The 14,996-nt window shown below is 51.6% G+C and carries 13 protein-coding genes; all 13 read right to left on the bottom strand.

The window, feature by feature from the left end; genetic code table 11:
* Positions 1 to 48: 48 nt before the first annotated feature.
* Positions 49 to 1,503, bottom strand: a complete 1,455-nt coding sequence (gene xylE / locus AC5FX6_RS12655) for a D-xylose transporter XylE (protein ID WP_493597416.1) — start codon at positions 1,501 to 1,503, stop codon at positions 49 to 51.
* A 34-nt stretch (positions 1,504 to 1,537) separates the two neighbouring features.
* The gene (xylA, locus tag AC5FX6_RS12650; RefSeq protein ID WP_493597415.1) at positions 1,538 to 2,869 is read right to left on the bottom strand and encodes a xylose isomerase; all 1,332 of its coding nucleotides are present in this window, start codon (positions 2,867 to 2,869) and stop codon (positions 1,538 to 1,540) included.
* Between the two features lie 33 nt (positions 2,870 to 2,902).
* A complete protein-coding gene (locus tag AC5FX6_RS12645; protein WP_493597414.1) occupies positions 2,903 to 4,387 on the bottom strand; it encodes a xylulokinase in 1,485 nt (494 codons plus the stop codon).
* A 93-nt stretch (positions 4,388 to 4,480) separates the two neighbouring features.
* Entirely contained in the window at positions 4,481 to 5,779 is a 1,299-nt protein-coding gene (locus AC5FX6_RS12640) for a TRAP transporter large permease (RefSeq protein WP_493597413.1), read from the bottom strand.
* 23 nt (positions 5,780 to 5,802) lie between these two features.
* Positions 5,803 to 6,297, bottom strand: a complete 495-nt coding sequence (locus tag AC5FX6_RS12635; RefSeq protein WP_493597412.1) for a TRAP transporter small permease — start codon at positions 6,295 to 6,297, stop codon at positions 5,803 to 5,805.
* A gap of 12 nt (positions 6,298 to 6,309) precedes the next feature.
* Positions 6,310 to 7,371 (bottom strand): TRAP transporter substrate-binding protein, encoded by a 1,062-nt coding sequence (locus AC5FX6_RS12630; protein ID WP_493597411.1) that lies wholly within the window; start codon positions 7,369 to 7,371, stop codon positions 6,310 to 6,312.
* A complete protein-coding gene (locus AC5FX6_RS12625) occupies positions 7,371 to 8,036 on the bottom strand; it encodes a bifunctional 4-hydroxy-2-oxoglutarate aldolase/2-dehydro-3-deoxy-phosphogluconate aldolase (protein WP_493597410.1) in 666 nt (221 codons plus the stop codon). The genes AC5FX6_RS12630 and AC5FX6_RS12625 overlap by 1 nt, the downstream gene beginning before the upstream one ends.
* Positions 8,026 to 9,045 carry a PfkB family carbohydrate kinase gene (locus AC5FX6_RS12620; protein WP_493597409.1) on the bottom strand — a complete coding sequence of 340 codons (1,020 nt, stop codon included), beginning with the start codon at positions 9,043 to 9,045 and terminating at the stop codon, positions 8,026 to 8,028. Before AC5FX6_RS12620 ends, AC5FX6_RS12625 begins: the two co-directional genes overlap by 11 nt.
* A 5-nt stretch (positions 9,046 to 9,050) precedes the next feature.
* The gene (gene uxaC, locus AC5FX6_RS12615) at positions 9,051 to 10,484 is read right to left on the bottom strand and encodes a glucuronate isomerase (protein WP_493597408.1); all 1,434 of its coding nucleotides are present in this window, start codon (positions 10,482 to 10,484) and stop codon (positions 9,051 to 9,053) included.
* A 127-nt stretch (positions 10,485 to 10,611) separates the two neighbouring features.
* Entirely contained in the window at positions 10,612 to 12,039 is a 1,428-nt protein-coding gene (locus tag AC5FX6_RS12610; protein WP_493597407.1) for a tagaturonate reductase, read from the bottom strand.
* A gap of 173 nt (positions 12,040 to 12,212) precedes the next feature.
* Entirely contained in the window at positions 12,213 to 13,238 is a 1,026-nt protein-coding gene (locus AC5FX6_RS12605) for a LacI family DNA-binding transcriptional regulator (protein WP_493597406.1), read from the bottom strand.
* A 37-nt stretch (positions 13,239 to 13,275) separates the two neighbouring features.
* On the bottom strand, positions 13,276 to 14,064 hold the full coding sequence (locus AC5FX6_RS12600; protein WP_493597542.1) for a gluconate 5-dehydrogenase: 789 nt from the start codon (positions 14,062 to 14,064) through the stop codon (positions 13,276 to 13,278).
* A 7-nt stretch (positions 14,065 to 14,071) separates the two neighbouring features.
* The gene (kduI, locus tag AC5FX6_RS12595; RefSeq protein ID WP_493597405.1) at positions 14,072 to 14,911 is read right to left on the bottom strand and encodes a 5-dehydro-4-deoxy-D-glucuronate isomerase; all 840 of its coding nucleotides are present in this window, start codon (positions 14,909 to 14,911) and stop codon (positions 14,072 to 14,074) included.
* Between the last annotated feature and the right edge of the window lie 85 nt (positions 14,912 to 14,996).

Below are 14,996 nucleotides of genomic sequence, written 5' to 3'. Positions count from 1 at the left end.
CCCGCTGGTAGTAAAACAGCGGGGCTTTTCTGTAATGTTCAGCCGATGTTATACTTTCAGTTTTTCGGCGAAAACTTGGGCTGTTGCCTCTAGCTGTTCTGACTTCATGTGCCACAGCTCTTCCATTTCCTCCAGCGACTTGCCTTTGGTTTCTGGAACCATCTTCCAGACAAACAGGAGCGATACCACACTCATCACGCCATAAAAGCCGTAGGTGAAGGCCCCACTAAACTCCATCATCGACGGGTAGGTAGAGGAAATAAAATAATTGGCCGCCCACTGTGCCGCCACAGCCACCGCCACTGCTTTGCCTCTTATCTTGTTCGGAAAAATCTCGGAGATCAGCACCCAGCAAATTGGTCCCCAGGACATCATAAACGAGGCTGTGTAGACGATGATAAACACCAGGGTACTAATGCCGATGATCTCAAAGTAAGAGAGACCGGCGATGGCAAACATGCCGATAGCCATACCTACAGAGCCAATCATCAGCAGTGGTTTTCTGCCCCATTTGTCTACTGTAACAATGGCCAGCACCGTGAAGATAACATTGATCACACCCATGACCACAGTTTGAAGCATAGAAGCATCTTTGCCTGCACCCATGCTCTCAAAAATGCGGGGAGCATAGTACAAGGCCACGTTTATACCTACAAACTGTTGGAAAACAGACAGGAGTATACCTATTATGATAACAGTGTGTCCGTATGCGAATAACTTGCCGGAGTGGTGCTCCACTGTGTTTTTAATGTCAGCCAGTATTTGTCTGGCGGCTGTAGGACCATTTACTTCCGTCAAGACTTTCAGTGCCTCCTCATCCCGCTTGACCATGCTCAGGTAGCGGGGTGTTTCAGGTACGAAGAACAACAAGGCGGCAAAGAGACCAGCAGGTATAGCTTCTGACAAAAACATCCTGCGCCAGCCGATTTCATTGATCCACTCGATGGATTGGCCGCTCGCTATACCCCAGTTCACGAAGTACACCACCAGCATCCCGAAAATAATGGCAAACTGGTTCAGTGAAACTAGACGACCGCGAAGGTGGGCCGGAGCTAATTCTCCGATGTAGACCGGGCTTACCGCGGAGGCAAGACCAACGCCTATACCACCCAATATACGGTAGAAGTTGAATAGGTATAGCAGCCCCATGGTAGGTTCCCCCTCCTCAAAGAAAAGGAATTCGGGATAGGCAGAGCCCAGTGCCGAAAAGAAAAACAAGAGCGCTGCTACCAGCAGTGTTTTCTTACGGCCTATACCTGATGCCAGCAAACCCGAAATTGCCCCGCCTATGATACAGCCAATCAGCGCACTGGAAATCGTGGCGCCATGCACCCAGGTGCTCAGCCCAAGTCCGTCGATCAGGTATGCCTGCACCGATTTCTCAGCACCTGATATCACAGCTGTGTCATATCCAAACAGCAGCCCACCGAGCGTGGCGATCAGGGTGATGCCAGCAATGTAGGGCAGGTTGCTGGCCGAAGTGTCCTGTGCGTTTTCCATCATGACGAAGCAGGGTTATGGTAGAAGGTGCTGCCGATTAGATAAAGCGGTTGATCAGATTCTCGAGGTACTCCTGACGGCCACTTCTCACTTCCGGCTCCCCATGCACAATGGCATAATCGCGAAGCTCTTCCAATGTCAGCTTGCCCTGCTCAAAATCCTTGCCCTTGCCACTGTCGAAAGAGGCGTAGCGCTCCTGGCGCAGCTTTTTGAAATCAGACTTTTGCAGGATATTGTCTGCTGTGATTAATGCTCTGGCGAAGGTGTCTGCACCACCGATGTGGGCGTAGAACAGGTCTGCTGGATCGGTGGAGTTTCTTCGGATCTTGGCGTCGAAGTTGATGCCGCCGCCCTGTACGCCACCTGCTTCCAGGAACACCAGCATGGCCTCCGTTAACTCGTTGATGTTATTTGGGAACTGGTCAGTGTCCCAGCCGTTTTGGTAGTCGCCGCGGTTGGCGTCGATAGAGCCGAGCAGTCCGGCGTCGGCTGCTACCTGAAGCTCGTGTTGGAAGGTATGGCCGGCTAGCGTCGCGTGGTTCACTTCGATGTTGAGTTTAAAATCGTCGAGCAGGTCATACTGACGCAGGAAGCTGATAACAGTGGCGGCATCGTAGTCATACTGGTGCTTGGTTGGCTCCATAGGCTTTGGCTCGATGAAGAAAGTCCCCTTGAATCCCTGCTTGCGGGCATAGTCGCGGGCCATGTGCAAAAACTTAGCAAAGTGCTCCTGCTCCCGCCTCATATCAGTGTTCAGCAGCGTCATGTAACCTTCACGGCCTCCCCAGAATACATAGTTCTCGCCACCCAAGGCAATAGTCGCATCCAGAGCAGCTTTTACCTGAGCGCCTGCATGGGCTGTCACATGAAAGTCCGGGTTGGTAGCCGCGCCGTTCATATAGCGACTGTGCGAAAAGACATTAGCAGTTCCCCAAAGGAGCTTGACACCGGTCTCTTTCTGCTTTTGCTGGGCATACTCCACGATAGCCTGCAGCCTGCGCTCGTTCTCCCGGATGTCGTTGCCATAATCCACCAGGTCCACATCATGGAAGCAGTAGTAGGGCAGGCCGAGTTTGGTGATGAATTCAAAAGCAGCGTCCATTTTGCCTTTCGCTCTTTCGATCACGTCCTCCTTCTTGTTCCAGCCATACTTCAGGGTCGGACCGCCAAAAGGATCGGAACCATCGGCATTAAAGGAGTGCCAGTAAGCCACAGCAAAACGCAGGTGCTCTTTCAATGTTTTTCCGGCTACTACGCGGTTCTCATCATACCAGCGATAGGCTAGCGGATTGTCAGACTCAAGTCCTTCAAATTTGATGGTGCTTATACTTTTGAAATATTCTGATTGGGTTAGTGTCGTGTTTGCCATAAGGTATGAGGGTTAGCTTGTTTGCGGTTAAGGTTATCTGTCGTTCAGGTGTTTTTCGAGCAGGGCTTTCCATTCCTGGTAAGCCGGTTCGTACTGGTCGATAGCTTTAGGTTCCACCACCCGCAACCTTTTGCTGTTGGTGAAAGCCTCTTTCTCGGAGGCAAATGCTTTCACCCCAATGCCAGCACCTAGGGCAGCGCCTATGCTGCCATCGTTCAGGTATAGCTCAACAGGCACGTGGGTGGCGTTAACAAAAGCCTCCGTAAAGCACTCACTCAGGAAAAGATTGGCTTGTCCTGCCCGGATTATGCTGGGGTTCATGCCGTTCTCCCGCATAATGTCCAGACCATAGCGAAAGGCAAAGGCTATACCTTCCTGCACCGCCCGGAACATGTGGGCTTTTGTGTGTAGATTCAGGTCAATGTGATGGAAGTGTGTGCCGACGATCTTGTTGTTGAGCATCCGCTCGGCTCCGTTCCCGAAAGGAATTACCCGCAGGCCATTACTGCCGACAGGTATAGGGCCGGCCATTTCGTTCATGGCAGCATAGCTTATACCTGAGCCGGCTATATTTTTTATCCAGCGGTTGAGACTGCCAGTGCCGTTGATGCAGAGCAGCATGCCCAACCTCTTCTGGGAGTCGGTGTAGTTGACGTGGGCAAAAGTATTCACCCGGGACTGCGGATCGTAGAGCAGCTTATCGCTCACGCCGTAGATTACGCCCGAAGTACCCGCCGTAGCTGCTACCTCGCCGGGCTGCAGCACATTCAGCGACAGGGCATTGTTCGGCTGGTCACCTGACTTGTAGGTCACTGGTATACCTGCTTTCAGGCCGAGTTCATCGGCTATATGCTGCTGCACGTTGCCGTGTTCTGAAAAAACTGGATGGATAACAGGTATAAGTTCTTTGTCGAACTGATAGTAGCCTAGCACATCACTGGAAAGCTCGTTCTCCTGGAAGTCCCAGAGAACACCCTCCGATAAAGCCGAAACACTGGTCGTAACCTCGCCTGTGAGCCGCATGGCCACGTAGTCGCCCGGCAGCATGATCTTGTCGATGCTATCGTAAAGTTCGGGTTCGTTGGCTTTGACCCAGGCGAGTTTGGAGGCAGTGAAATTGCCAGGGGAGTTGAGTAATCGTGACAGGCTTCGTTCTTCGCCTATCGCTTCGAAAGCTTTGTTGCCGATTTCCACGGCGCGGCTGTCGCACCAGATGATGGCGTTGCGCAGGGCTTGCTGTTCTTTGTTCACGACCACCAGGCCGTGCATCTGATAGGCTATACCTATCGCGCCGATATCCTGGGGGTTATACCTGCCGGTTGCGTGCGCTTTCAGGATGGCAATCTTGGCGTGTTCCCACCACATAGCCGGCGCCTGCTCAGCCCAACCAGCTTTCGGCGCCAGAATGTCTGACTCTTCTTCCGGATGCTGAGCCGAAGCCAGGCAAGCTTGCGTCTGTGAATCCACCACCGACACTTTGATCGAAGAAGTACCTACGTCTATACCTAATAGGAGCATAAAATAGTATTAAACTGCTTAAAGGTGATTTATAGGATAACGAAGTAACTACGCTGGCCGCTGCAATTTAGCCCATCTTCACTTAGTTAAATATTACAATCCGAATACTTCTGGCAGCCAGAGGCTAAGCGCAGGAATATAGGTCACTAGCAATAGGGCTACCAGCATGGCGATAAATAGCGGCACCAAAGGTTTGATCACTTTGCTGATGCTGATATTCGCCACGCCGCACCCCACAAAGAGCACCGAGCCAACAGGTGGGGTACAAAGGCCAATGCAGAGGTTGAATACCATCAGGATGCCGAAATGCACGGGATGCACACCCAGAGCCGTCACGACAGGTAAGAATATCGGCGTGAAAATCAGCACAGCAGGTGTCATGTCCATGAAGATGCCCACAAACAGCAGGATCAGGTTGATGATGATCAGGATCACGATCTTGTTGTCGCTGATAGAAAGCAGCGCCTCACTTACTGCCTGCGGGATGTTCTCAAACGACATCACCCAGGACATGCCCATGGAAGTACCGATCAGCAGCATCACAATAGCCGTGGTAATTACTGTTGTGATCAGGATATCCGGCAGGTCAGCTACTTTCACCTCACGGTAGACCACCATCGACAACACGATGGTGTAGAGCACTGCAATAGCCGAGGCTTCTGTTGCTGTAAAAACTCCCGCTATGATGCCCCCAATTACGATAAAGAGCAAAAATAAACTTGGGAGGGCATCGACCAGCTTTTTGAAAACTTCACTGAGCGGAATGCGATCGCCTACCGGATATTTGTTTTTGTAAGCCATGAAGCCGGCCACACCCACCAACGACATGCCCAACAGTATGCCCGGCACATAACCAGCCACAAACAGGGCTGCAATCGATACGCCGCCACTCGCCAGTGAGTACACAATCAGGATATTGCTCGGTGGAATAATCATGCCAGTCGTGGCCGAGGTAATGTTCACGGCTGCACTAAATGGTCTGGAATAGCCTTCCTTGACCATACGCGGATTCATGATACCACCAATAGCCGAAGCCGCCGCTACCGCTGAGCCGGAGATGGCACCGAACAGCATGTTGGCTACAATATTCACGTAGGCCAATCCACCGGGTAACGTGCCGACCAGGCTTTTGGCAAAATCGATAAGTCTTGTAGCAATACCACCCCGGTTCATGAGCTGACCAGCCAGTATGAAGAAAGGTATAGCCAGGAGCGCGAAACTGTCAAGTCCGGTGGCCAGGCGCTGCGCCAGTGTGGTAAAGGCGGGTACCGGTGCAATGCTGACCAACATGGTGAGCAGCGCAGAGATACCAATGGAAAAGGCAATGGGTACGCCGATGATCAATAGGAAAATAAAGCTGACAACGAGTACGATGATCTCTATAAAATCCATAAGCTCCTGTTATAAATGTGATGCTAGGCCAACTCTTTTCCAATCTCTTCCGGCTCTTCGCCAGATATGCGCAAGTTTACCAGACTGTAATACATGATCAGCAGTCCACTGAGCGGGAGCACCGTGTATACATAGCCCAGCGGAATGTTGAGGGCTGCGGATGTCTGCTCCAGTTTCAGAGTGATGTACACCAGTTTGATGCCACCCCACACCAGCACTAAAAAGGCGAAAGCTGCTACCACCAGATTTGTGAAAATGCTCAGGTTGCGGGCTTTTCTGCCGTGCAGTTTAGACGGGAGTATATCGATAGCCAGGTGCATCTTCTTGCCCGTCACGTAACTGGCGCCCAGCAAACCAACCCAGATCAGGATAAAGCGGGCCAGCTCGTCTGTGAAGGAGCTAGGCGACTTCATCAAATACCTGGAGGCTACCTGCCACAGCACATTGAACACCATCAAACTCATCAGCACGACAAGTGACCAGAATAATGTTTTATCTATCGTATCCCTGATTTTCATAAAGGCTGGTTTTTAGGGTTTTGATGCAGATACAATTGTCTCTTTTGGGTTGCCAGTCTGGCGGATACGCTGGATCAGGCTGTATACCTCAGGTTCATTTTTGAAGCTCTCGTACATAGGCTCTACCAGCTTGGCAAAAGGCGCTTTGTCTGGTGTGCTCACGGTGACGCCGGCGTCTCTGATTGCCTGCAGAGCTTCCACTTCGGCTTCCTCCCACAGTTCACGCTGTACCTGCGCTGATTCTTCGGCAGCCTCCTGCAACCATTGCTGCTCCTGCGGCGTCAGGCTCTCCCATACCACGGTGCTGATCAGCAGAATGTCCGGGATCATAGTGTGTTCGTTCAGGGAGTAATATTTGCTCACTTCATAGTGGCGCGATAAGAAGAAACTAGGCGGGTTGTTCTCGGCGCCGTCTACCACGCCTTGCTGTAAGGCGGTATAAAGTTCTCCCCACGATACCGGCGAAGCGGCTCCACCGAAGCTCTTGATCATGCTGAAAGCCGTGTTGCTGGCCTGTACCCGGATCGTCATGCCGCGTAGGTCGGCTGGTGTGTTGATTGGTTTGTTAGTGCTGTAAAAACTGCGGCTGCCCGCATCATAAAAGCAAAGTCCACGCAGCCAGTACTTTTCACCTTCTTTGAGCAGATCATCGCCAATGCCGCCATCCAGTACATCGTAATAGTGCGCTTTGTCCCGAAATACATAGGGCAGGCTAAGCACTTTGAAATTTGGGGAGAAGCTTTCCATGACAGCTGCCGATACCTTCGTCATGCCAATGCTGCCGATCTGGAGGAGCTCTATGCTCTCACGCTCGCTGCCAAGCTGGGAGCTGGGGTAAATGTCGATCGTCATCTTGCCGCCTGATTTCTCTTTGACACGCTCGGCCATGTAGACCATCGCTTTGTGTACCGGGTGTGTTACCTCAAGGGTATGGGCAAGCTTCACTTCAGTAGTATCCTTTATTTTCTGGCAGGAGTTGGCAACGAAAAGTATGACCAACAGCGGAGCACAAAATGCAAGACGCTTATACCTGTAAGCGATGCGGGAGAGGAGGTTTGGATGCAGCTTTTTCATCACTTCCTCCTGACTGTTTTCACGATCTCGATTGCCTCTCTCGTCAGTTCATCCAGCTTAGTGTAGTCTCTTGTTTCGAGGATGTCCTTGCTGATCATCTTCGAGCCCATGCCTACCGCACAAACGCCGGACTTAAACCAGGTGCTGATGTTGTCCTGGTCAATCTCTACACCCCCTGTTGGCATGAAGAGTTGTCCCGCAAAAAGCTCCTTAATGGAAGACAAAAATGCTGGACCTAAGATGTTCGCCGGGAAAATTTTGATAAGTGCCGCCTCGTGCTGCTGGGCGGTGTGTATTTCAGTAGGGGTAAAGCAACCTGGTATCCAAAGCAGGCCGGCTTCGTGAGTCAGGTCGCCCACAGCCGGGTTCACGATGGGGCACACAATGTAATCCGCTCCTGCCTCTATGAAGGCTTCTGCTTGGTCGGTGGTTTTGATGGTGCCGATTCCCAAATGTAAGTCAGGGCATTGCTCGGAGAGTTCCTTTTTAAGGAATCTGAAGTTTTCGAGTGCTGACGGGCCTCTGTTGGTGTATTCCAGTGTGCGGATGCCGGCCTGATACAGCGTTTTTACAACCTCCAGGCTCACCTCGGGGTTTTCGTAGAAGAACAGAGGCAGTAGACCTTGCTCTAAAATGGTGTTCAGGGCGCTTTCTTTAGTTTGCATAAGCTAAAATGGTATCGTTTATTTCCGCAACCGTGCTGGTGGTGGCATCACTTGGAATAAATAATTTCTTGAAGGCAGCGGCGGTGGCAAACTCAAGTGTCTCAGAAGGAGGGAGCTGGTGGTAGAAACCATAGATCAGACCTGCCATAAAACAATCGCCACTTCCCACTTTGTCCAGAATCTGCTCTACCTGGTATTCGTGCGAGGTATACAGTTCACCCGCTTCGAACAGCGTAGTAAAATACCGAATGCCTTGCTGATAATCAAATCGGAAAGTATTGGCTACTGTGCGACAATTCGGGAATTTCTCCAGAATGGCCTTGGAAGTCAAGGTGGCATGCTCTTGCAAGGCTGCCTTGTCCAGGTTTGCGATCAGGGCTTCATCCAAAGGTATACCCAGCATTTTGTTGGCTGCCCAGATGTTGCCCATGATCAGGTCACAATACTGCGCCAGGGCAGGCATTACCTCCACCGGATCTTTGCCATACTGCCAGAGTTTGGCGCGGTAGTTCAGGTCCAGCGAAACGGTGATGTTCTTTTGTACTGCCACTTTCAGAGCCTCTTCGCACACCTCGGCCACATTTTGGTTGATAGCCGGACAAATGGCGCTGAAATGAAACCAGCTTACGTCCTCGAATACTTTTTCCCAGTCAATAGAGCTTGGCTGTAGGTCAGCATAAGCCGATCCGGCCCGGTCGTAGATGACACCGGTATTTTTCAGGTCTTTTCCTTTTGGCAGGAAGTACAGGCCCACCCGGCTCCCTTGATACACAATGTTGTCGGTCTGCACCTGGCGCTTGTTAAGGTAGCTAACCAACTGCTCTGCCACAAAATTGTCGGGCAGGGCAGTCAGATAGGTAGAAGGGACGCCCCATAGGGCCAGCGCCGTCGCTACGTTGGCTTCTGCGCCGCCTACATAAAACGGCAGGTTGTTCTCGCGGAGCCATTGTCCGTCCTCGTCAGGGCATATCCTGAGGAGCAACTCGCCAAAAGAAAGTACCTTACCCATGTGTTTTAAAAATTGAAGTAAGACTTAGCATTGTTGTAGCAGATATCCTCCACCATCTGGCCTAACCAGGCCATTTCGCTGGCCGGAAGCTCACCGTTCTCCACGTCATTGCCGATCATGTTACAAAGGATTCTTCTGAAGTACTCGTGGCGTGGGTAGGACAGGAAGCTGCGTGAGTCGGTCAGCATACCTACAAAGCGGCTCAGCAAGCCCATGTTGCTCAAGGCGTTCAGCTGGCGCTCCATACCGTCTTTCTGATCGAGGAACCACCAGGCGGAGCCATACTGGATCTTGCCCGGCGTGCTGCCGTCGTTGAAGTTGCCGATCATGGTCGCGTATAGCTCGTTCTGGCTCGGGTTGAGGTTATAGAGAATAGTCTTGGCCAGTTGGTTGGAGTTGTCCAGCTTGTCCATGAATTTCGCCAATGGACGGGCCACGTCGAAGTCTCCGATAGAGTCGAAACCAGTGTCCGGGCCCAGTTCACGCATCATGCGGGTATTATTGTTGCGCAGCGCACCGAGGTGAAACTGCTGTGTCCAGTCTTTGGCGTGGTCCATCAGGGCCAGCTGCATCAGCATCGCCGACTTGAACTTGAGTACTTCCCCTTTTGTAATCGACTGCTTCTGCAGCGCCTTCTCAAAAATGGCTTTTACTTCCTGCTCAGTATAGGCTTCTGCATAGATCGTCTCCAGACCGTGGTCAGAAAGACGACAGCCGTTCTCGTGGAAGAAATCGTGGCGCTGCTGCAGCGCGTCCAGCAGACCCTGGTAGTTATCAATGGCTATACCTGCGGCCTCGGCCAGTTTCTGCAGGTATGGCAGGAATACGGCTTCGTCATCAATGGCCAGTACTTTGTCGGCGCGAAAGGCGGGAAGTACCTGAATGCCGAAGTTGTCTGCTTTGATTTTCTGGTGGTGCTCCAGCGTATCGATCGGGTCATCGGTGGTGCAGATGATCTCTACGTTCATCTTCTTGAGGATACCACGGACACTGTACTCGTCTGTCTGCAGCATGTCGGTGCAGGCGTCGTAGATCTCACGGGCCGTCTCTGGCTTCAGGATAGTCTCTATGCCAAACGGACGCTTGAGCTCCATGTGTGTCCAGTGATAAAGTGGGTTGCGCATGGTATAGGGCACGGTTTCGGCCCACTTCTCAAACTTAGCATAATCATCGGCATCACCGGTACAGAAGCGTTCCGGCACCCCGTTGGTGCGCATCGCACGCCATTTGTAATGGTCGCCTTCGAGCCAGATTTGGGTCAGGTTCTTGAATTTGCGGTCGTTGGCAATGTCCTGCGGCGACAGGTGGCAGTGGTAGTCGATGATGGGCATGTCTTTGGCATGCTCATGGTATAGTCTGCGAGCCGTCTCTGTCTGTAACAGAAAATTCTCGTCCAGAAATGGTGTAATGGTGTAAGTGTCTGTAATCGTGTTTCTCATGGGTATGGGTTAGGCAATGTGCCTGGTAAAGTCTGATGTATAGATAAATGCGCTGGCTCCAGGCTATTCAATTTACTGAAGATATGGCTTGGCCTATTCAGGTATAGCAAAGCCATAACTGAAGTCGTTAAGCCATGTTCGACTGCTGCTCTGCCAGCTGTAAGGCCCCTAATTCAGCTGTCACTAAATCGGCCAGTCCCGATATCTCGGTCAGGTCGCCATCCCAGAAATCTTTGTTCGATAGCACGGTGTGTACTACTTCCTGAGCGGATTCCTGCTGCCATGCCTTCTCAAAGAAAGCGAGTACTTCCGGAGTATCGTTGAGCGGGATTTGCTCGCCGTTCCAATCGCCTTTGTAGAACAAGATAAGTGCCGCCAGCGACTGCAGCAGTCGTTTAGGTAACTCGCCTTTGCGCTTATGATACTCCAGCACCGATGGCAGTACGCGCACCTTGTACTTTGACACCGAGTTAAGAGAGATGCTGATCAGTTCGTGGTAGATGAACGGATTCTGGAATCGCTCAATCACATCGTTGGCAAACTGCTCCAGTTCTTCCTGTGGCAAGTCCAGTGTCGGGATGATCTCCTCGAAAATAGCTTTCCGAATGAAGCTGCCGGCTTTTTCATCTTCAATGGCTTCGCGCACTGTGCGCAGTCCCTGCAAGTAGGCTACTGGTACAAGAGCGGTATGTGCTCCGTTCAGGATGCGCACTTTGCGGGTGCGGTAAGGGGTGAGGTCCTCTACAAACTTCACCTGCAACCCGGCTTCATTAGCCGGGAAAGCCGCTTGAACAACCGCTGGTGCTTCGATTACCCACAGGTGGAATGGCTCCGCCTTCACAACCAGGTTATCATGGTAGCCCAATTCCTGCTGTATTTCCTGTATGTTGTCTCTCGGGAAACCCGGCACGATGCGGTCTACCAATGTGTTGCAAAAGTGATTGTGCTGCTCGATCCAGGCGGCGAAGTCGGCTGGGAGGTTCCAGTGGTTGGCGTATGCCAGAATGGAGTGGCGCAGGGCCTCTCCGTTTTTCTCGATCAGCTCACATGGGATCAGGTATAGCCCTTTATCGGCAGCGCCTCCAAAATGACGGAAGCGGTGATAAAGTAAAGCCGTCAGCTTACCCGGAAAGCTGTTAGGCAAACTTTCCATACTTGTATCTGCTTCATCGAAAGCGATGCCCGCCTCTGTCGTGTTAGAGATCACAAACTGCAGCTCCGGATTTTCGGAAAGTGCCAGGTAGGCCTTGTAGTTATCGTAAGGGTTCGTCGCATCAGCGATACAGCTGATCAATCGTAATTCGCGGGTCGTTTCACCTCCCTGTATACCTTCCAGCAATACGTGGTACAGTCCCTCCTGGTGTTGGAGCAAATGCACGATTCCTTTGTCCAACGGCTGCACGATATGTACCTGCCCATTGAAATTGGTGCGCTCGTTGAGCAAATCGATGATCCAGTCCACAAAACCACGAAGAAAATTACCTTCGCCAAATTGCAATACCTTCACCGGGTGCCGCTGTGGCAAACTGGCTGTACGACGGTTGAGCTGCTTCATAATAATCTGATTTTGAATAGGTATAAGCCCCTGTTGCTTTATGATTGTATTTGATATTCCTGGCAATCCTGAAGGCACATTATTTTCTCTAAAATTGTGCAATCGATTGTATTCTCTTTCTAAAAAACAGCCGCCTTTTACAGCGGCTTATACTTGGCTTCCGGCGCTTACAGCTACTTGCGCAGCGTCGACTTCCGGACGATCAGTTCTGGTTTCAATACCGTCTTTTGCGACACGATGCCTTTCTCCCCGGCTTTGAAGTGCTCAAAGAAGAGCTCTGCCGTGATATTGCCCATCTTAATGCTTCGCTGATCCACAGTAGTGAGCGGCGGGTCGGTGAACGAGGTAAACGGTTCGTTCGAGAATCCGGCCAGTGCTACTTCCTGCGGAATCTGGATGCCGCGCTCCTTCAATACCTGCATAGCACCCATGGCCGCGTAGTCACTGGCTGAGAAAACTGCATCCGGCATCTGCTTGAGTTTGAGCAGTTTCTTCATGCTCTCTCTGCCGTCTTCCAGTTGTAAATCACTTTTGATCACCAGTTGCTCGTCATACGGAATTTCGTAATCACGCAGGGCATCGGTGTAACCGCGCAGACGCTCCTTAAACACGCTCACCTTTTTCGGGCTAGTGAAGTGCGCAATGCGCTTGCAACCCTGTTGGATCAGGTGCTCCACTGTTTTATAGGCGCCCAGGTAGTCATCGATCATCACTTGACTCACTTCCAGCTCATCGGTGGTGCGGTCAAATAGCACGAGCGGTATACCTTTCGACTGCACCTTTTTGAAGTGGTCGAAGTTTTCGGTGTTCTTACCGATAGAGGCAATGATGCCGTCTACCCGTGCATTCAGCAGTGCCTCGATCGTCTGCACTTCCTTCTCGTAGTTGTCATACGACTGGCAGATGATCACCTTGTAATTCAGGTTGTTGGCGATCTCCTCTATACCTCGTACCACGGAGGCGAAAAAGAAACGATCCGCTGTCGGCACGATCACACCGATGATGTAACTCTTGCCATGGCGCAGGGCCGCTGCAATATTATTGGGCTGATAGTTCAGCTGCTTGGCAGTTTTTATTACTGCCTTTTTGGTGGCGTCGCTGATGCGCGGGTTGTCATTGAGCGCACGCGACACCGTAGAAGCCGTAATATTCAGCTTCTCTGCAATATCATGTATCGTTACTTTCGTCTTTGTTGACATATATGTCTCTTAGGGCTTTTACCGGATTGCCGGAGCCCTACTGTTCGTTGGCCGGTTTACCGATGGTTGCTAATATACCACCATCTACATAAATAATCTGACCATTTATAAAATCACTGGCTCTGCTGGATAGAAAAACTGCAGTCCCACCCAGATCCTCCGGGTCGCCCCATCGCCCAGCCGGGGTGCGGTGCAAAATAAATTCGTTAAAAGGGTGTCCATCCACACGGATAGGGGCTGTTTGCTCTGTTGCAAAGTAGCCCGGTCCGATGCCGTTTACCTGTATGTTATACCTGGCCCATTCAGTGGCAAGGTTGCGTGTCAGCATTTTAAGGCCGCCTTTGGCAGCCGCATAGGCCGAAACCGTATCACGGCCCAGTTCACTCATCATAGAGCAGATGTTGATGATCTTGCCCTGTCGGCGCTCCACCATATACCTGGCCACGTGTTTCGACACAATGAAGGGAGCGGTCAGGTCCACATCCAGTACATGCCGGAAATCCGCCTCGTCCATCTCCAGTGCAGGTATGCGCTTGATGATGCCGGCATTGTTTACCAGAATACTGATCGGACCAACTTCCTGTTCTATTTGCGCAATATTTTGCTTTACCTGCTCTGCGTCCGTAACGTCGAACAGGTAGCCGTACGCGGTCAGCCCTGCTTCCCTGTAGCTGGCAAGGGCCTCTTCCATTTTGGAGGGCGTGTGGCCGTTGATGACCAGTGTAGCCCCGGCCTTGCCTATTGCAGTGGCCATGGCCATACCCAAGCCATGGGTGGATCCGGTAATCAGGGCAACTTGTCCGGTCAGGTCAAACAATCCATTCATGCTCATCTTACTTCAGTTCAGTGGGTGCTACTTTGTCCATGTCATTGTAGTCCAGGTTCTCCCCGGCCATACCCCATATAAAGGTATAGTTGGAGGTACCCGCACCGCTGTGGATAGACCAGGGTGGTGAGATAATGGCCTGGTTGTTCTTCACCCAAAGGTGGCGCGTCTCCTCTGGCTCTCCCATAAAGTGGCACACGGCCTGGTCATCGGGCAACTCAAAGTAGAAGTACGCTTCCATGCGTCGGTCATGGGTATGCGCCGGCATGGTGTTCCAAACGCTGCCCGGCTGCAACTCTGTGATGCCCATTTGCAGCTGACAGGTCTCTACCACACTATTAATAAGCACCTTGCGGATGATGCGGTGATTCGAGTTCTCCAGTGCGCCCAGCTCTACTGTCTCGGCTTCGCTCAGCGATACCTTACGGGTAGGGTAGGCGTGATGTGCCGGGGCAGAGTTAAAGTAGTAGAGTGCTTTGCCAGTCTCACTGGTGTTAAAATAAATCTCTTTGGCGCCTTTTCCTATATAGAGGGCCTCCTTTGGAGCCAGTTCATAGGTCTCGCCATCCACGGTTACACTACCTGCTGCTCCAACATTGATAATGCCTAGCTCGCGGCGGTCCAGAAAGTGCTCGGATCGCAGCGTCGGGAAAGTCTCCAGTTTCAAAGGCTGCGCTACCGGATGGGCTCCCCCAACCACTAATCTGTCATGCAGGGTATAGGTCGCGTGCACGGTGTCTGCTTGGAACAACTGTTCGATCAGGAAGTGCTCGCGCAGCTTTGCTGTATCATAGTTCCGGCTGTCAGCCGGGTGGGTGGCGTGTCTTACTGTATAGGATATGCTCATGGCTATTTTATACTCTCAATGTGCGTAATCGTTTGCGCAAAGTAGTGAAATTTTTTACACAACAATAAAAAAATTGAGAAAATTT

It is taken from the genome of Pontibacter sp. LHS2, from assembly GCF_058932845.1.
Note: the sequence above shows the minus strand (reverse complement) of the source record. Positions and strands in the feature narration are given on the sequence as shown.